The organism is Ruegeria sp. THAF57, from assembly GCF_903914075.1.
Taxonomy (GTDB): domain Bacteria; phylum Pseudomonadota; class Alphaproteobacteria; order Rhodobacterales; family Rhodobacteraceae; genus Ruegeria.
The window spans coordinates 163253-179697 of sequence record NZ_CAIWNQ010000003.1 but is presented as its reverse complement, the minus strand read 5'-3'; the positions used below and the strand labels follow the sequence as shown (position 1 = coordinate 179697).

The following is a 16445-nucleotide window of genomic DNA, read 5'->3' as shown; positions in this document are numbered from 1 at the left end:
CTCCCGTCCTGCAAGTCTAAAAGAAGACGAGCAAATATCGCGACGTGCCGTTGCTGTCAAAGATGCAAAGAGAACTGGCGTTACCGCGAAAGCTTATAAAACCACACATCCCCTGATGTTTACATCAGACGCGGGCAGACCATTCCAAAACAACAAGAAAGGTTCAAACGAAAGGCACTCCAAACTATGTGCTTGTTGCACTGCAAGTCCGCCGCATAATCAGATCAATCGGATGAGCGCATCCTCGCCTAGATCAAAGCGTCATCTGCCCCAATACCCCTAACGACAGCGAGTGAAACGCACGTTAGCTTGACCAGTGATGCGAAATGGATGGTTTGACCGCATTGGCAGAATGGAGATAGATGCCCTTATGGCTGATCACCCTATCTTATGGACGTTCCGTCGCTGCCCCTACGCGATTAGGGCCCGGTTGGCGTTGGCAAGCTCAGGTGTCACTGTCGAACTGCGCGAAATTCTCTTGAGGGACAAGCCAGCGGCCTTCTTACAGACATCCCCTTCCGGCACAGTGCCCTCGCTTCGACTTACAGACAAGGTTCTAGACGAAAGCCTTGAGATCATGATTTGGGCGCTTAAACACAGTGATCCACAGCGACTTTTGGAGATGCCTCAAGTAGGCTGGGACCTCATTACGGTAAATGATGGCCCATTCAAGGACGCATTGGACCACACAAAATACGCCACGCGATTTCCAGATTTAGATGTCCAAGAAGAACGCAGAAAAGCATCGGGCTATTTGCTCGACCTGAACGAGCAGCTAGTTGGCCGGACCTGGCTTTTCGGAGATCGACCTACCCTAGCCGATCTGGCGTTGTTACCATTTGTTCGCCAGTTTGCACATATAGACCGGGCGTGGTTTGACGCGCAGGAGTGGCCGAATTTAGTGGCTTGGCTGGATCGGTTCTTGGACAGCGCAGTGTTTTCGCTTGTTATGCACAAACGCACACCTTGGTCGGAAGGTGATGCTCCGGTTCTGTTCAACGGCTGAATGCAGCACCCGGCAGCACAGCCCATATCTGCCGTTCTTGCGCAACCTGAACTGCCTAAGTTCACCACCGAACATAAACTAATCCTCAAACCTCAAAACAATATTCTTTTGCGTGGCTACGCTTTGGCAACACAGTATGAACCCCTTGGAAATATCCTTTGCTTCAAGTGCAGCTCTGTTTCGCATATGGACGGTGCCTTCGGATAAGTGTGCCACGCAGGCACCGCAGACTCCGGATTGGCAACTAAATGGTGGGCTAAGCCCTACTGACCGAGCAGCGTCCAATATGGTTTGACCGGCCGCAACCGAAACGTCGTGCCATGCGCCATTCAATTGAATTCGGGCTGTCGCCGCGACCCCGGAAACACTCAGGTCACTTTCGGTATCTCCACCGAAACTCTCGGTATGAATGCGGTCGGCAGGGACATCCAGATTTTGCAGCGCAGCCCGAATGTCCGAATTCATGCTGCCCGGTCCGCAGATCCAGTACTGAGTGTCTTGCGCAACTGGCGGAGTTTCTGAAATGGCGGCCTGAACGGCGTCTGCATCCAGTCGTCCGGTGCGCCAAGGGCTGAACCAACTGAGCATCGAAGGGTGGGACAGAACATGGCGCAGCGTGAACCGCTGCGGATATTGCGTTTGCAGTCGCTCCAACGGGTCACGGAAAATGATGCTGTTCGCATTGGTGTTTCCAAAGATCAAGTGGGCCACGGAATGAGGTTCGTCCGCAAGCACTGCGTTGATCATCGCGTACAGCGGTGTGATGCCACTACCGGCACCAAAGAAATAGTGGGTACGGCGCTGCAAAGCACCGGGGATTAAGGTGAACTGCCCGAAGGGTGGCATCACCTCGACCCTGTCCCCAACCGACAGCGTGTCGCCGATATGGTTCGAGACAATTCCATTTTCCACGCGCTTCACAGTAATACGCAGCGCGGAAACCGGAGGGTTTGAGATTGTATAACTGCGCCTTTGTTCAATACCGTCGATCAGAAACCTGACCGTCAAGTGTTGTCCGGCTGTCCATTGAAACAAACCAGCTAAGACCTGAGGAACGTCAAAGGTGACACTGGTTGCGGCACCTCCGATTTCCTTTTGAAGGCCGGATACGGTCAGTGGATGAAAGTCACGTTGCATCAGGGAAACCTGTCATCGGTAGTCATATGTCGAGGTCAATGAAAGGACGACCAGCTCGCCCAAATAGGTTTCAAAGACAAACTCATCTGTCTGACGCATTTTGCCAGCATAGCCGCGCCAATCATAATCGACATGTGTCAGTGCGGTGACGCGCTGAACTTCGTCCTTGGGCCCCACAGTGATCTGAGGTGCCGACCGTGCGGTTTCCCTGTACCCTTCCAAAGCCTTGGCTAGCTGTGGGTCCTTTGCATTGGTGATTTCGGCAACCGGGTATGAAAAGACATCGTCCTTTTGCCCCATGCCATATTTCAGGATGATCCGATGTGTCGCATCGGGGTGCCAGTTTCCCCATGTTGCCAGCAGGCCTTGTTCGTCTTGGGCTTGCAGGATGCGTGCCGCGATAACCTCGGGGGCGTCCGCCTGTGCCGTCAGCACCAAGGCCGAGGCAATCGCGGCTCCGATCAGGGTGGCTTGGATTGCTCTCATGATCTGTCTCTGCATCGTTCAGTCGTCTTGCATGAACTCAAGCACCACTTTCTGGTGCTGGATGATCGGGTTTTCACCCACCCCGGCCGGTCCGATTTCAAGATACGGGCTTTTCAGAGATTTCTGCTGCTGTTCGCAGGCATAGATATCCTCGGTCGTGAAATCTCCGGACGCCATGGGGTCATCTTCACCAGCGGCGTCATCCCCTTGATATTTTGCACCCCCGAAATCCTTCCAGAAACCCCAGCTTTTCCACTGTTGCGTCTGAAACGCCCAGTCCGACGCGTTCGCCAGCTTTGTCCGGTTCTCAATCCGTGTCAGGTCGGGGGCTAGTGGCGTGATGATGAACAGGTTCCAACTTTCTTCACTGGCCCCGATACCAATGCCGGGAAACAGCATTGGAACCCACGCCCCGACATGCGGTTCGGGGATCGTGCGCGGCATAGGTATGTTGGATTCGTGGTTCTTTGCATACTCAGCCGACGGGGGCTCCCAAAAGTGATAATGCGGCCCCTTCCACCCGTATTCGGCCTTGGCATGGTCATACATATGCAGCGTGTTCGAATGCAGATGGCTCAGGTGGTAGACGTCGATGTAGTTCTCAACAACGATCTTCCAGTTGGCCCTGATCTCGTAGCTGTTCCGCCCTTCTGCATATTCGACAAGTTCCTCAGGGTGATGAGGACCTAGGAAGGGATCAACGTCCCCAAACCATTCCGCCAAGGTCGGCGCGTCCGGGTCGGGGTGAACAAACAACATGCCGCGCCAGACATCCACGCTGGCCGGTTTCAGGCCCAGGCAGGACTTATCAATGCCATTGGGAAACTCGGACGCCTCATCGGGCACCGAGATCAGGTTGCCTTCCAGATCGTAAGTCCAGTCATGATATGGACAGGTAAGTGCCTTTTGCGTCTTGCCCACGGCGCGGATCAACTGTGTGCCCCGGTGGCGGCAGATATTGTGAAAGGCGCGCAGCCGGTGATCACGCCCCATCACAATGAACAGGTTGTTCAGGCCCGCTTGAACCGAAATGTAATGTCCCGGGCCTTCGATATCCTCGACCAATCCCGCAAACCTCCACGTGCGGGAAAAGATCGTCTGTTGTTCGCGGTCGAACCAGTCTTGTCCGGTATAAGCCTTGACCGGTAGATTGTGATACATCTTGGTCATCTCACATCCTCAGGCAAGCAGGTGGGCGTATTGGGGAAACAGGCTGGCGGCGATCATCATCAGACCCAACGCAGCCCACAGACCGACGATGGCCCAATACAGGACCGAGTCCTCTGCGCGGTTGATCTCGAAAACCAGAAAGGCCTGTCCGTTCAAAAGTGTCGGGACAATCCACCAAACAAAGAGCAACCCCCAAACCCAATAAAGACCCAGCGCAGTGGCCGCCAACAATATTGGCAGCGCGATGTAGTTCGCAGCCCTGGCGCGGCTCATGGCGCGGTCTCCAATGTAGACGCAAGCATGGAGGCCGCCAATTTCAACTCCGCGCGCCATTGTGCGGGAAGCTCCAGCGGAGACAAGGCGTCCATGCTGACAAAAATCGCCGAGATTCCCTGTGTCACCGCCCGAATGTTTTCATCCGATGCGTCCGGGCTTGCGCGTTTCAAGACGTCTTCGACGACGTCGAAGAACTCTGTAAGGCTGTCCATCAGGTCTTGTCTCAGATCCGGTCGATCTGGAACGGCTGCCACCAGCGCCTGATAAGCCAGCATCAGCCTTGGATCGGTTCCGCTGTCATCGGAGAAAAGCGCGTCCACAAGATCAGACGGCGTGGCCCCGTTCGGCAAGACCTCACGAAGCCCGTCCAGAGAATCCGTAAATCCGGCAACAACATATTCAGCCAACGCTGTGATCATATCATCCTTGTTGCCCAGATAATGACGCAGAAGCGGTCGCTTGACGCCAGCTTCCTCGGCAATGCGCGCCTGCGTCGCCCCTTCAAGCCCATACCGCGCAACGCAGGACAGGTAAGCATCCAGAATTTCCTGAGATCTTTGGTCTTTTAGCGAAGGTCTAGGCATAAGGGTCCCATAAATTGTCATGATTGACAAATAACAATCGAAAGTTATTTGTCAATCATGACAATTTACTTTTTTGTCGCCCCTTTTCACCAAACCTGTGTCGGAAGATTTTTGGCGCAGACGGAAAGGCAGCCATAGCTCTACGCGGATCTGTTCGTCATATTTGGCAGTATCTAACGTCTAGTAATGCCAATCACACACCCCTAACGACCGTCTGATTTCCGTCGATTCTTTTGAAACCGGTTCGTCGTTGAATAGGTCAGCAGTGCGAACAAAGCGATCCTACGTAGCGGCTGCGCTACAAAGGCATTCCGGAAGATTCCATCGCTCCGAGCCAGCGATCGAGAACACCCGGTGCTATCCAAAGACCAGCATTAACGTCTCGTTCTCGGGCGACGGTCCAGTCTGGATTTTCAGCAAGATAATCCGTCATTGCCTTTTTGGCTTCCTCGCCATTGCCAAGGCAGTGATGAATTGCAGCAAGCATCTTGTTGGCCGCAATTGGCATTGAATGCGACGCCTGAAACGTCTCAAGTGCTTGTTTACACTCTCCTACCTGCCACTGAATTCTCGCTTTTTCCCACTGAACGTCGTGCCCATAAAATGGATCTACGAGTTCGGCCTCCGCGATCACTTCCAATGCCTCTTCTGTCTCGCCGATAAAGCCCAGCGTCTGCGCCAACGTGGTTCTTGCAAACGATGATGATGGATTGAGTTCGATCGCACGACGGAACGCATTTGCTGCGGCGCGAGGATCGTTGTTCATCGTCAAAGCGCGCCCCAATGCGTGATAGGCCATGAAATTATTTGGATCAAGCTCTACCCCCCGACGAGCCAGATCGAGCATCCTTATGCGTATCGTCTCTTCATCGCCTTCGATCCAACCATAGCGCAGGCCGATCCGCAGCGAGAGTGCCTGCCCAAGGTGACCCCAAGCAGAATCGGGGTAGTCTTTTAAGGATTGCTCCTGTTCCTCGATGTTCTTCAACAGGCTCTCGCGGCTGAAGTTTCTCATGATCCGGCTCTGTGCAGCATTCGCAATCATCAGCGCGCTGACATCATCTTTCGTCATCCGCGCCACCTCGGTTTCAATAACCTTGTTTCCAACAGATTCAGCTACATTCAAACTGATCACATTGTTCGTTTTCAGCAAATCCTCGAGAGGGACATCCATATCATCGGCCCAGATATGTGCTTCGGTTTCGCCGTCAATCAAATGCGCCGAAATCTGCAGCCGTGCACCATCGTACTGTTGCGTGCCTTCGAGAATAAAGTCGGCGCCCAATTGATCGGCAATGTCAGAGATACCCAGATCGGTGTCACGGAACTTGAAACTGGATCGCCTTGAAATCACTTTCATCTGCGGATACCGCGCCAAGGATGTGATGATCCCGCCACTCACCGCATCACTTAAGAAACCCTTGTGTTCCGGACTGCTAAAATCCTCGAAAGGTAGCACAGCGATAACCGGCGGCTTAGCTACCTCCGGTCGCAAGAAATTCACGACACCTGCGACTGCCAGAACCACAATTGCAGCGGCCAGCAGCCACCTCTTCATCATGTGGTGGGGTAATTTGACGTCGGGTTTTGTGATCTTTGGAGGAGTGTCCAGTGCAAGCGCTTGCGAGCGCTCATCCAATTCGATCTGATAAACTTCTACCGGCGCGGAGATATTCTTAACCTCCTGCGGGCCCATAGATGCAAAGGTGAGATCGAGCTTACCGTTCACTTGATCAAAGGCAGTGCGCGTTATGCAAATGCCACCGGGGTCCGCAAGCCCTTCGACCCGAGCGGCAACATTCACGCCGTCGCCATAGATGTCGTCCCCCGCTGCAATGACGTCACCCACGTTGATCCCAATGCGAAACTGAATGCGCTTATCTTCGGCACGGCCTGTTTGGGCCGCAGTAATGGCGAATTGCACATCAACTGCAAAGCGTACCGCATCCATGACGCTGACAAATTCAACGAGGCTTCCATCTCCCATCAGCTTAACGATGCGGCCATTGTGCCGTTCGATACGGGGATCTATCTCAATACGCCGGAGGTCTTGAAGTGCCGTCAGGGTGCCGCTTTCATCGCGGCTCATTAGGCTCGAATAGCCCACGACATCAGCCGAGAGGATCGTCGTCAATCTGCGTTCATGTTCGTCGATTTCCAAGGTTCATATCTCCGCTAGGCCAAGCCTAACCCAAACAAGAACCATTCGTCGAGTAGACGGAGATTGGCCAAAAAACCTTGGATATTGCTTCAAACGAACGGCGTCAGCTTGATTGCGCACTCATCGCATTGCCGGTGGAAAATACGCGAGGGCGTAAGTGAATTGTAGTCATGCTGACAAATACGGGGCGGCACTAGACAAAAGTGCATTCGACGCCTTGGCTGCGCCCTACCCCGCGTCCGTCTTGCCACGCCGATCTGACCGCAGGCACGCATACAGAACATGCGTCCGCCACCGACCGTTGATCTGCAAATAGGACTGCGCCACGCCCTCATATTTAAACGCCGACCGCTCCAACAACCCGCGCGAAGGTTTATTTTCGGGCAAACACGCCGCCTCGATCCGGCTCAGGTCAAGTCGGGTGAACGCATGGTGCACGACCGCGCCAATCGCCTCGCGCATATAGCCATTGCGCGCATAAGCCTGCCCCGTCCAATAGCCCAGCGTTCCCGCCTGCGCCGGGCCGCGGCGGATGTTGTCCAGCGTGATCGCGCCCACCAGCACATCATCCTCGCGCCGGAACAGAAACAATGGGATCGCCGTTCCGCTCGCCACCGAGCGCTGCGCCCAATAGACCCGGTTGGTGAACGACTTGCGGCTCAGGTGATCCTTGGCCCAGATCGGCTCCCACGGCGTCAGGAACTCTTTCGAGGCCCGCCGCAGCGCCGCCCAATCGTTGAAATCGGAATGAACCGGCGGGCGCAGGCTAAGACGCGCTGTCTCAAGTTTCAGCTTGCGTCGGCCCAACAGCATCACGCCGCACGCCTCTCCTGCAATTTAGCCAGCGTTGGCGCGCCGGATACTGGGCCATACAAGGCCAGCGCGGCCGGAGCACTGATCGCCAGACGTTCAGCAAAATCGCGCACGTCAACGGTGCTGACAGCGTCAATTTTGGCGATTGTTTCTTCAAGCGGCGGCACGTCACCCCAAATCTGAACCAGCCGCGCCAATCGCTCGGCCCGGTTCGATGGGCTTTCCAACCCCATCAACATTCCGGCCTTCATCTGTGCGCGGGCACGGGCAACTTCTTCGGGGTTCATGTCATCAGCGGCGCGCTTCATCTCGTCGATGGTGATGGTCGCCAGTTCGCCAACCTGATCTGCCGAAGTTCCGGCATAAATCGTCGTGGTCCCGGTGTCGGCATAGGCACCGGTCTGCGCGAAAATCGTGTAGCACAGGCCGCGAGTCTCGCGGACTTCCTGAAACAGGCGCGAGGACATTCCACCACCTAGCGCGGTCGAGTAAATCTGGGCCGTATAGATCGCATCATCACGGTAGCCGGGGCTTTCAAAAGCCAGCGCGAAATGGGCTTGTTCCAAATCCTTTTGCTGTCGGGCTTCCCCGCCAGTGAACCGAGCGGCTTCGGCAATCAAACCTTTGCGCGGTTGCAGATGGCCAAACATCTTCTCGGCCATTTTCATCAGCGCGTCGTGGTCCACCGCACCAGCTGCCGACAAGATCATCTGTTCCGGCCCATAATGCTCGGACACAAAACCGGACAGATCCTCACGCGAAAACGCTGAGACCCGCTCGGTCGGCCCCAGAATGGTGCGGCCTAAAGGTTGGTCATGATAGCTCTGCTCTTGCAGCCAGTCGAAAATCACATCGTCGGGCGTGTCATATGCCTGACCAATTTCCTGCAGGATCACGCCGCGCTCGACCTCGATCTCGCGCGGGTCGAAAACCGGGTTCAGAACGATGTCGCCGATCACGTCCATGGCCAGCGCCACGTCATCTTTCAGAACACGCGCGTAATAGGCCGTCACCTCGCGCGAGGTATAGGCGTTGATATATCCGCCTACATCCTCGATCGCCTCGGCGATTTGCAGCGCAGAACGACGCTCGGTTCCCTTGAAGGCCATGTGTTCAAGGAAATGCGCGATACCGTTCTGTTCGATCCGCTCATGCCGCCCACCCGCGGTCACCCAGATACCGATGGCCGCAGATTGCAGCCCCGGCATATGTTCACTGACGATCCGAAATCCGTTCTTCAGTTGATCTTGTCTGACAGTCACTCGGCGATATGCCCTTTGATATGATCCTCGAGGGCGTCCAGATCATTGGCAATCCGGGTCACCCGTTCCGGACGTTCATACAGATCAGACATGCGGGATGGAAGAGGCGGATGCTCCCCGCTCGCCTTCTCAACCGCCGCCGGGAATTTCGCCGGATGTGCGGTGGCCAACGTGATCATCGGAACCTCTGCCGAGCGATGCTCCTCACCGACCTTGATACCAATGGCCGAGTGCGGGCAGACCAGCTCAGCGCTATGGGTTAGCGTCTGCTTGATGGTCTCAAGCGTTTCATCCTCGGACACACGGCCCGAGTCAAAGCTTTCGCGCAGCGCTTCCATTGCGCCCTGGCTGACGTTAAAACCACCAGTCTTCAGTTCATCCATCAATTGTGCCACGGCGCTGCCATCCTCGCCATAGGCATAATACAGCGCCCGTTCAAAGTTTGAGCTGACCTGAATATCCATCGACGGGCTGATCGACGGAATGGTGTCACCCTTGAAATACCCCTCACCCGAGAGACAGCGATGCAGAATGTCGTTCTGGTTCGTTGCAACGACCAGGCGGTCAATCGGCAGGCCCATACGCTTGGCCAGATAACCCGCGAAGATATCGCCAAAGTTGCCGGTCGGAACTGTAAAGCTGACCTTGCGATGCGGCGCACCGACGCTGACGGCTGCCGAGAAGTAATAGACGATCTGTGCCAGCACCCGTGCGAAGTTGATCGAGTTCACCCCGGCCAGCTTCACCCCGTCGCGGAAGTCGAAATCGTTGAACATATCCTTCAGCGCCGCCTGGCAATCGTCAAAATCGCCATCCACAGCCAACGCATGAACATTGCTGTCGGCAGGCGTAGTCATCTGCCGGCGCTGAACCTCGGACACACGGCCATGCGGGAATAGGATGAACACATCCACGGCGTCCAGACCCCGGAACGCCTCAATCGCCGCAGATCCGGTATCGCCACTGGTCGCGCCAACGATGGTCACGCGGTCATTGCGCCGCTTCAGGGCAACCTGAAACAGGTGACCGATCAGTTGCATGGCGAAGTCCTTAAAGGCCAGTGTCGGTCCGTGGAACAGCTCCAGCAGGAAGTGGTTTTCGTTCAACTGTTTCAAAGGCGCGCGGGCGTCGTGACCGAAGCCTTCATAGGCACGCGCGATGATGTCTTTGAACTCATCTTCCGAGAACGAGCCGCTGACATAGGGCCACATCACGCGGAACGCGATCTCTTCATAGGGCAGACCGGCCAATGCCGCGATCTCATCATGGCTCATCACCGGAATCTCGGCGGGCAGGTACAGGCCACCGTCGCGGGCCAATCCAGTCAGCATCGCCTCTTCAAAGGTCAGTTCCGGCGCTTGGCCACGGGTCGAGATGTATTTCATTGCTCTTCACTCTTTGCAGGGGCGCGGTTGCGCCACAGGAAATAACCGGTCATCGCGGCCCAGACCAGAGCCAGACCAAACCATGTGATTGCGTATTGCAGGTGATCGTTCGGGATGCCCGCCGTATCCACTGGCAAGGGCGTTATGCCGGGATCGGTTTCCGATCGGGCGATCAGCAGGATCGGCTCTGCCCCAAGCGCGGCGGCCAGATTGGGCACGTCGCGCGCGAACCAGATGTTGGCGTCGATATCGGCCTCGGGCGTATAGCTGTCGATCTCATCCGGCCAGTGCAGGTTGCCGGTCGCGGTCATTGGCCCATTCTGGCGTTCGGCCTGTTTCGCGGTGGTCGGCACAAAACCGCGATCCACCATAATAGTTCGGTCCTGCGTGCTGAACGACTGGATAATCCGATACCCCGCCCCGACCTGTTTGACCGAGACAAGAACATGGATTTCCCCCGGCTCCATATCACCTGAAACGGTCACGGGAAGGTATTTGTCAGCATCTGCTGAAACGGTCTGCGGAAGGCTCACGGGTTCTGCCGCGATGCGTGCGTCGATTTCGGCCAGAACACCCTCTTTCCAGGCAAGCCGCTGCATCTGCCAGATGCCCAGCGAGATCAGCACGCCCAGACCGGCGACACCAAAGATCAGCAGGAACAAAATGCGGCGCATGGCGGGGTCGTGACCTTGTTGCAGAAACCGGCGTCTTGTTAAGGGCGGAGCGGTCCCGATTGCAACCGCGCAATTGTATGGGGCGCAATCTTGCGTCCAAGTAAGGAAAAAGCCGCCCCAACGGGCGGCTTTTTCATTTGGATCACCTGATCGGCGTCACATCAATGGGGCTTGTCCCCAGATGTAGACAGCAAAGAACAGGAACAGCCAGACAACGTCAACGAAGTGCCAGTACCATGCGGCAGCCTCGAAACCCACGTGCTTTTCGGGCGTAAAGTCACCTCGAAGGGCGCGGATCAGACAGACCGTCAGGAAGATCGTCCCGATGATGACATGCGCGCCATGGAAACCAGTCGCCATGAAGAAGTTCGAGTAGAACTGATCGCCACCGAATTCCCAGCCTTCGTGGGCCAGCAGTTCATAGTATTCAAACGCTTGCAGGAAGGTAAATGCGATACCCAGTACAATGCCGATCGCTAGGCCATTGATCAAAGCCTTGCGGTCATTGTCATGCACCAGCGCGTGGTGCGCCCAGGTAATCGCGCAACCCGACAGCAGCAGGACCAGAGTGTTGATCAGCGGCAGGTGGAACGGATCAACCGCGTGGATATCCGGCTGAATGTATTCGGTGCCGGCATAATCGTACATCGGATACATACGATGTTTGAAGAACGACCAGAACCAGGCAAAGAAGAACATCACCTCGGACATTACGAACAGGATGAAGCCATAGCGCAGGCCAATACGCACAACCGGCGTGTGATCCCCGGCGCGGCTTTCAGCCACCACTTCGGACCACCAGGCAAACATGGTGTAAAGAACGGCCACCAGACCCATCCAGAACATGAACGACGTAACGCCGTGCATCCACAGGACAGCTCCGAATAGCATCACAAAACCACCGATCGCGCCGATCAGCGGCCAGATCGACGGGGCCAGAATGTGATAATCATGGTTTTTAGCGTGTGCCATCAGCGTCCCTCACCTAAAGGCATTAGTTCGTTGTTGTATCAGCCTGCGCATCGAGGGCGGCATAGCCCTCGGGCAGGTCAATTTCGTAGAATGTATACGACAGAGTGATCGTATGCACATATTTCGCTTCTAGATCCTCGACCATTTCAGGGTCGACGAAAAAGCTTACCGGCATCTGAACCCGCTCGCCGGGTTCGAGCACCTGTTCCTCAAAGCAGAAACAGGCGATTTTCTGGAAATAGCCGCCCGCAGAATACGGTGCGACATTGTAAGACGCCTGCCCCGCAATCGGGCGATCGGTCGGATTAAATGCCTCGTAAAAGGCCAGTCCGGTCTCGCCAATGCGTACTTCCATCTCGCGCTCGACCGGTTTGAACTCCCACGCCATATCTTTGGCTTTGGACGCATCAAAGCGGACGGTGACAGTACGGTCCAGAATGTCCTCAGGCGCGGCCTCGGCCACACCGGTCGTGCCGCCAAACCCGGTGACACGGCAGAACCAGTCATAAAATGGCACCGCGGCCCAAGCGAGGCTTCCCATCAGGATCACCACGCCAACGGTCTGCGCAACAGTCTTCTGAGGACCCGACAACGCCATCAGTTCTGCACCTCTTGCGTTGCCATATTGAAATCGGTTCCCGAGACTTTGACGATCGTCAGACCGAAGATGATCACGATAAACGCAGCCAACGTCAGGCCAACCCCCAGATTGCGGCTGAACCGGCGCTGATGCAGTTCATGGCTTTTTCGCAAGCTCATGACCAGCCTCCTAACCCATAAGGTCTCAGTAACGCCTCGATCAGAATCGCGCCGAAATGCAGGAAAAGGTACAGCAGCGACAACTTGAAGAAGCTCCGCTCAACCTTGAAGTTGTCAGCTTCTGAGTCGTCTTCGGTCCGGCGCGCGATTGCCCATGCGCCCCGCAGGAACAAGGCATTCATCACGACGGCTACGATCAGATAGATCGGGCCGCCAATGCCCGAAAACGCTGTACCTACGGCCAGCAGCGCCAAAAGCGCAGTATAGATCAGAATGTGCCAGCGGGTTGCACGACGACCATGCGTTACGGTCAGCATCGGCACACCGGCATCGTCATAATCCGAGCGCATGAACAAGGCCAGGGCCCAGAAATGCGGCGGTGTCCACATGAAGGTCAGAGCGAACATAAGCCAAGGTTCGATCGACATCGAACCCGTGGCAGCAACCCAGCCGATTACCGGCGGGAACGCCCCTGCTGCGCCACCGATCACGATGTTCTGGGGCGTTAAGCGCTTAAGCCACATCGTATAGACGACAACGTAAAAGAAGATCGTGAACGCAAGGAATGCCCCTGCGAACCAATTGGTTGCCAGCCCCAGCATGATGACAGACAGGCCCGACAGCGCCAGCCCCAGTGACAGCGCCTCGCGTTCCTGCACTTTTCCAGCCGGAATCGGGCGGCCCTTGGTGCGTTTCATCACACGGTCGATATCTGCATCCCACCACATGTTCAGCGCACCAGACGCGCCGCCACCGATAGCGATGAACAGGATTGCACAGAAACCGACGAACGGATGCACCGATACCGGCGCCGCCACCAGCCCCACCAAAGCCGTGAACACCACCAAAGACATCACACGTGGCTTCAGCAAAGCGAAATAATCGCCAAAGCTGGCCTCATCCGCGTGCGCCGTGGCGGTCACTTGGCTGGCATTGATGCTTGCGTCGCTCATGTCCGGTCCTTTTGGGGCAAAAGCTGCGCGATCCCCGCGCAGCCTGCTTGTTTCAATCTAGGCCGTTTGCGGCTTAGTTCGAGGCAACCTGATACGAGGCTGGCTGACCCGCGTACTCTTCCAGAGCACCCTGCAGCCATTCCTCATAGGCCTCTTCGCTAACCACTTTGACGGTGATCGGCATATAGGCGTGGTCCTTGCCGCAGAGTTCCGAACACTGGCCGAAATAGACGCCTTCTTTGTCGGCCTGGAACCAAAGCTCGGCCAGACGACCGGGAACACCGTCCTGCTTTACCCCGAAGGACGGGATGGTCCACGAATGGATCACGTCTGACGCGGTCACCTGCATCACAACGATCTTGCCAACCGGAACAACGACGGCAGTGTCCGTGGCCAGCAGCCACTCGTCTTCACCATAGCCGGAATCTGCAAGCTTGGCCCGCATCGCATCATCCAGAACGAACGGCGTGACATCTGCGTCAGCCGGGCGCGCACCCTCGTCCAAGGTGGCCGGGTGGCCCAGCAGATAGCTGTCGAAGGCAAAGTCATGGTCAACGTATTCGTAGGTCCAGTACCACTGGTTGCCGACGACCTTGATAACCACGTCACCTTCGGGAATTTCCTGCTGCTTGAACAGAACCGGAAGTGAGAAGGCGCCGATGAAGACCAGAATCAGGATCGGCCCCAAGGTCCAAGCGATCTCAACCGGAGTGTAGTGTGAGAATCGCGCCGGCGTCGGGTTTACGCGGCTATTGTAGCGCACGATGCAGTAGACCAGCAGTCCGGCAACCAACAGGCAGATGGCGGTGATGATCACCAAAATCATTCCGTCCAGCCGGTGAATCCCCTCGGCCAGGCTGGTGGCGGCGGGTTGGAAACCCAAACCGCCATCAACCGGCTTGCCAATAATTTCAAGCTCCTGAGCCATGGCAGGCAGGCTGGAGAGGGCTGTCATGAGCCCCGAAAGCATCAAAGCATTCTTCATTTTCTGTCCTGATCGTTTGATCTTTGCGTCCCTGGCGAAAAGGTGTGAATCGGTCGCACCTCTCCCGTTGTCTTTGGCAGCGTTAAAAACCATATTCCGGGTGGTAGATAAAGCAAAATGCTTGCGTCAAACAGACGCTATTTTTGATCTGGATCAAACTCGAAAGGTCCCACCCATGACGAATGACCCGTTTCGCCCCTTTGAAAGCGCCCTTCCCCACGACGAAGCGCTTGCGGTTTTGCAATCTGCCACCGCCGGGGCCGAGGACGGAGAGTTGTTTGTGGAACGCCGAAAATCAGAAGCTCTGGTCTTTGACGACGGGCGTTTGCGCACTGCATCTTACGATGCCTCCGAAGGGTTCGGCCTGCGCGCGGTTCAAGGCGAGGTGGCGGGTTACGCACATTCCACCGACGTCTCAATCCCTGCACTTAAACGCGCCGCAGAGACAACACGCCTGGCCGTCGGTGATGGCGGCGGCACCTTGGCCGAAGCGCCGCGCGCCACCAACACACGCCTTTATACGGACGAGGACCCGATCGAATCCGCCAGTTTCCCGGTCAAGATCGAGACCCTGCGCGAGATTGATGCCTTCGCCCGCGATCTTGATTCCCGTGTCGTTCAGGTCAGCGCAACGATTGCGGCTGCCGTGCAAGAGGTCGAAATTCTGCGCCCAGACGGCGTGATCGTCCGTGACGTACGCCCGATGACCCGCCTGAACATATCGGTGATCGTCGAGCAGAATGGCCGGCGCGAAAGCGGCTCGGCAGGCGGGGGCGGTCGTGTAGGTCTGGACGGGCTGATCGACCCTTCCGACTGGCAGGACAAGGCGCAAGAGGCGCTGCGGATCGCGTTGGTCAATCTGGACGCCATCCCAGCGCCCGCGGGTGTGATGGAGGTCGCGCTTGGCCCCGGCTGGCCCGGTATTCTGCTGCACGAAGCCATCGGACACGGGTTGGAGGGGGATTTCAACCGAAAGGGCAGCTCGGCCTTTGCAGGGCTGATGGGACAGCAGATCGCCTCCAAGGGCGTGACCGTGGTGGATGACGGCACAATCCCGGACCGGCGCGGCTCGATCTCGGTTGATGACGAGGGTACGCCAAGCTCGCGCACCGTTCTGATCGAGGACGGCATCCTGACCGGTTACATGCAGGATCGCCAGAATGCGCGCTTGATGGGGGTTGCGCCCACCGGAAATGGCCGCCGTCAAAGCTATGCCCATAAACCGATGCCGCGTATGACCAACACCGTCATGCTAGCCGGCGACGCGGACCCCGCATCGCTGGTCGCCGATATCAAGGACGGTATCTGGGCTGTCGGCTTTGGTGGCGGGCAGGTGGATATCACCAACGGCAAATTCGTCTTTTCCTGCACCGAAGCCTACCGGGTCGAAAATGGTAAGATCGGTGCGCCGGTCAAAGGCGCGACCTTGATTGGGGACGGCCCGTCTGCCCTGAAGCGTATCCGCGGGCTGGGCAACGACATGGCACTGGACCCCGGCATGGGCACCTGTGGCAAGGACGGCCAATGGGTGCCGGTCGGTGTCGGGCAGCCGACTGTCCTGATGGACGGCCTGACTGTAGGCGGATCGGCGGCATAAACTAGAATCGCGGCGTATTTTTGGGGGGCGCAGGGTTAATACTGCGCCTCAATTCCTGCTTGCGCTGTCCAGTGGCGCTCAGACCACGCTTGCGACGCGCTTATAATTTACATTTAATTTTCAGTACGTTACGTAAAACCACTAGATCAACTTTCAGAAATACCAGAAAAATTTGAACAGATTCAGAAGCTGTTAACCACTCCAGCCGTAAACCAGTTCTGCAAT

The 16445-nt window shown here is 56.4% G+C and carries 17 protein-coding genes; 2 read left to right on the top strand and 15 right to left on the bottom strand.

The window, feature by feature from the left end; genetic code table 11:
* Nucleotides 1-352: 352 nt before the first annotated feature.
* Nucleotides 353-1006 carry a glutathione S-transferase gene (locus tag RUESEDTHA_RS08785; RefSeq protein WP_255431661.1) on the top strand — a complete coding sequence of 218 codons (654 nt, stop codon included), beginning with the start codon at nucleotides 353-355 and terminating at the stop codon, nucleotides 1004-1006.
* A gap of 78 nt (nucleotides 1007-1084) precedes the next feature.
* Here the strand turns inward: RUESEDTHA_RS08785 and RUESEDTHA_RS08780 are convergent, their stop codons facing one another.
* From RUESEDTHA_RS08780 to coxB, 15 genes are all read right to left on the bottom strand, one after another.
* Nucleotides 1085-2143, bottom strand: a complete 1059-nt coding sequence (locus RUESEDTHA_RS08780; RefSeq protein WP_180886260.1) for a ferredoxin--NADP reductase — start codon at nucleotides 2141-2143, stop codon at nucleotides 1085-1087.
* A 12-nt stretch (nucleotides 2144-2155) separates the two neighbouring features.
* Nucleotides 2156-2629 (bottom strand): hypothetical protein, encoded by a 474-nt coding sequence (locus RUESEDTHA_RS08775; RefSeq protein WP_180886258.1) that lies wholly within the window; start codon nucleotides 2627-2629, stop codon nucleotides 2156-2158.
* An 18-nt stretch (nucleotides 2630-2647) separates the two neighbouring features.
* Nucleotides 2648-3799 carry an aromatic ring-hydroxylating dioxygenase subunit alpha gene (locus RUESEDTHA_RS08770; protein ID WP_180886256.1) on the bottom strand — a complete coding sequence of 384 codons (1152 nt, stop codon included), beginning with the start codon at nucleotides 3797-3799 and terminating at the stop codon, nucleotides 2648-2650.
* Nucleotides 3800-3808: 9 nt separating this feature from the next.
* Nucleotides 3809-4072 carry a hypothetical protein gene (locus RUESEDTHA_RS08765; RefSeq protein ID WP_180886254.1) on the bottom strand — a complete coding sequence of 88 codons (264 nt, stop codon included), beginning with the start codon at nucleotides 4070-4072 and terminating at the stop codon, nucleotides 3809-3811.
* Nucleotides 4069-4659, bottom strand: a complete 591-nt coding sequence (locus tag RUESEDTHA_RS08760) for a TetR/AcrR family transcriptional regulator (RefSeq protein WP_180886252.1) — start codon at nucleotides 4657-4659, stop codon at nucleotides 4069-4071. The genes RUESEDTHA_RS08765 and RUESEDTHA_RS08760 overlap by 4 nt, the downstream gene beginning before the upstream one ends.
* A gap of 298 nt (nucleotides 4660-4957) precedes the next feature.
* Nucleotides 4958-6820, bottom strand: coding sequence for an adenylate/guanylate cyclase domain-containing protein (locus RUESEDTHA_RS08755; RefSeq protein WP_180886251.1), 1863 nt, complete (start codon nucleotides 6818-6820; stop codon nucleotides 4958-4960).
* A gap of 228 nt (nucleotides 6821-7048) precedes the next feature.
* Nucleotides 7049-7633, bottom strand: coding sequence for a GNAT family N-acetyltransferase (locus RUESEDTHA_RS08750; protein WP_171121872.1), 585 nt, complete (start codon nucleotides 7631-7633; stop codon nucleotides 7049-7051).
* Nucleotides 7633-8895, bottom strand: coding sequence for a pitrilysin family protein (locus RUESEDTHA_RS08745; RefSeq protein WP_180886248.1), 1263 nt, complete (start codon nucleotides 8893-8895; stop codon nucleotides 7633-7635). The genes RUESEDTHA_RS08750 and RUESEDTHA_RS08745 overlap by 1 nt, the downstream gene beginning before the upstream one ends.
* On the bottom strand, nucleotides 8892-10280 hold the full coding sequence (gene thrC / locus RUESEDTHA_RS08740; protein WP_180886246.1) for a threonine synthase: 1389 nt from the start codon (nucleotides 10278-10280) through the stop codon (nucleotides 8892-8894). The genes RUESEDTHA_RS08745 and thrC overlap by 4 nt, the downstream gene beginning before the upstream one ends.
* On the bottom strand, nucleotides 10277-10954 hold the full coding sequence (locus RUESEDTHA_RS08735; protein ID WP_180886244.1) for an SURF1 family protein: 678 nt from the start codon (nucleotides 10952-10954) through the stop codon (nucleotides 10277-10279). Before RUESEDTHA_RS08735 ends, thrC begins: the two co-directional genes overlap by 4 nt.
* A gap of 156 nt (nucleotides 10955-11110) precedes the next feature.
* Nucleotides 11111-11926: a cytochrome c oxidase subunit 3 gene (locus RUESEDTHA_RS08730; protein ID WP_171121868.1), complete on the bottom strand. Its 816-nt coding sequence runs from the start codon at nucleotides 11924-11926 to the stop codon at nucleotides 11111-11113.
* 22 nt (nucleotides 11927-11948) lie between these two features.
* On the bottom strand, nucleotides 11949-12524 hold the full coding sequence (locus RUESEDTHA_RS08725; protein ID WP_180886242.1) for a cytochrome c oxidase assembly protein: 576 nt from the start codon (nucleotides 12522-12524) through the stop codon (nucleotides 11949-11951).
* On the bottom strand, nucleotides 12524-12685 hold the full coding sequence (locus RUESEDTHA_RS08720) for a hypothetical protein (RefSeq protein WP_162896804.1): 162 nt from the start codon (nucleotides 12683-12685) through the stop codon (nucleotides 12524-12526). Before RUESEDTHA_RS08720 ends, RUESEDTHA_RS08725 begins: the two co-directional genes overlap by 1 nt.
* Nucleotides 12682-13638: a heme o synthase gene (gene cyoE / locus RUESEDTHA_RS08715; protein ID WP_180886240.1), complete on the bottom strand. Its 957-nt coding sequence runs from the start codon at nucleotides 13636-13638 to the stop codon at nucleotides 12682-12684. The genes RUESEDTHA_RS08720 and cyoE overlap by 4 nt, the downstream gene beginning before the upstream one ends.
* Before the next feature lie 73 nt (nucleotides 13639-13711).
* Nucleotides 13712-14623 (bottom strand): cytochrome c oxidase subunit II, encoded by a 912-nt coding sequence (gene coxB, locus RUESEDTHA_RS08710; protein ID WP_171121865.1) that lies wholly within the window; start codon nucleotides 14621-14623, stop codon nucleotides 13712-13714.
* Between the two features lie 175 nt (nucleotides 14624-14798).
* On the opposite strand from coxB, the gene tldD reads away from it, so the two are divergent.
* Nucleotides 14799-16220 (top strand): metalloprotease TldD, encoded by a 1422-nt coding sequence (gene tldD, locus RUESEDTHA_RS08705; protein WP_180886238.1) that lies wholly within the window; start codon nucleotides 14799-14801, stop codon nucleotides 16218-16220.
* Nucleotides 16221-16445 lie beyond the last annotated feature (225 nt).

Bases quoted from the DNA above. Each gene is read 5' to 3' on its own strand.
- coxB (WP_171121865.1), bottom strand. From the start codon at position 14,623: ATGAAGAATGCTTTGATGCTTTCGGGGCTCATGACAGCCCTCTCCAGC.
- RUESEDTHA_RS08735 (WP_180886244.1), bottom strand. From the start codon at position 10,954: ATGCGCCGCATTTTGTTCCTGCTGATCTTTGGTGTCGCCGGTCTGGGC.
- RUESEDTHA_RS08780 (WP_180886260.1), bottom strand. From the start codon at position 2,143: ATGCAACGTGACTTTCATCCACTGACCGTATCCGGCCTTCAAAAGGAA.
- RUESEDTHA_RS08775 (WP_180886258.1), bottom strand. From the start codon at position 2,629: ATGAGAGCAATCCAAGCCACCCTGATCGGAGCCGCGATTGCCTCGGCC.
- RUESEDTHA_RS08730 (WP_171121868.1), bottom strand. From the start codon at position 11,926: ATGGCACACGCTAAAAACCATGATTATCACATTCTGGCCCCGTCGATC.
- tldD (WP_180886238.1), top strand. From the start codon at position 14,799: ATGACGAATGACCCGTTTCGCCCCTTTGAAAGCGCCCTTCCCCACGAC.
- RUESEDTHA_RS08725 (WP_180886242.1), bottom strand. From the start codon at position 12,524: ATGGCGTTGTCGGGTCCTCAGAAGACTGTTGCGCAGACCGTTGGCGTG.
- RUESEDTHA_RS08720 (WP_162896804.1), bottom strand. From the start codon at position 12,685: ATGAGCTTGCGAAAAAGCCATGAACTGCATCAGCGCCGGTTCAGCCGC.
- cyoE (WP_180886240.1), bottom strand. From the start codon at position 13,638: ATGAGCGACGCAAGCATCAATGCCAGCCAAGTGACCGCCACGGCGCAC.
- RUESEDTHA_RS08785 (WP_255431661.1), top strand. From the start codon at position 353: ATGGAGATAGATGCCCTTATGGCTGATCACCCTATCTTATGGACGTTC.
- RUESEDTHA_RS08760 (WP_180886252.1), bottom strand. From the start codon at position 4,659: ATGCCTAGACCTTCGCTAAAAGACCAAAGATCTCAGGAAATTCTGGAT.
- RUESEDTHA_RS08765 (WP_180886254.1), bottom strand. From the start codon at position 4,072: ATGAGCCGCGCCAGGGCTGCGAACTACATCGCGCTGCCAATATTGTTG.
- RUESEDTHA_RS08770 (WP_180886256.1), bottom strand. From the start codon at position 3,799: ATGACCAAGATGTATCACAATCTACCGGTCAAGGCTTATACCGGACAA.
- thrC (WP_180886246.1), bottom strand. From the start codon at position 10,280: ATGAAATACATCTCGACCCGTGGCCAAGCGCCGGAACTGACCTTTGAA.
- RUESEDTHA_RS08750 (WP_171121872.1), bottom strand. From the start codon at position 7,633: ATGCTGTTGGGCCGACGCAAGCTGAAACTTGAGACAGCGCGTCTTAGC.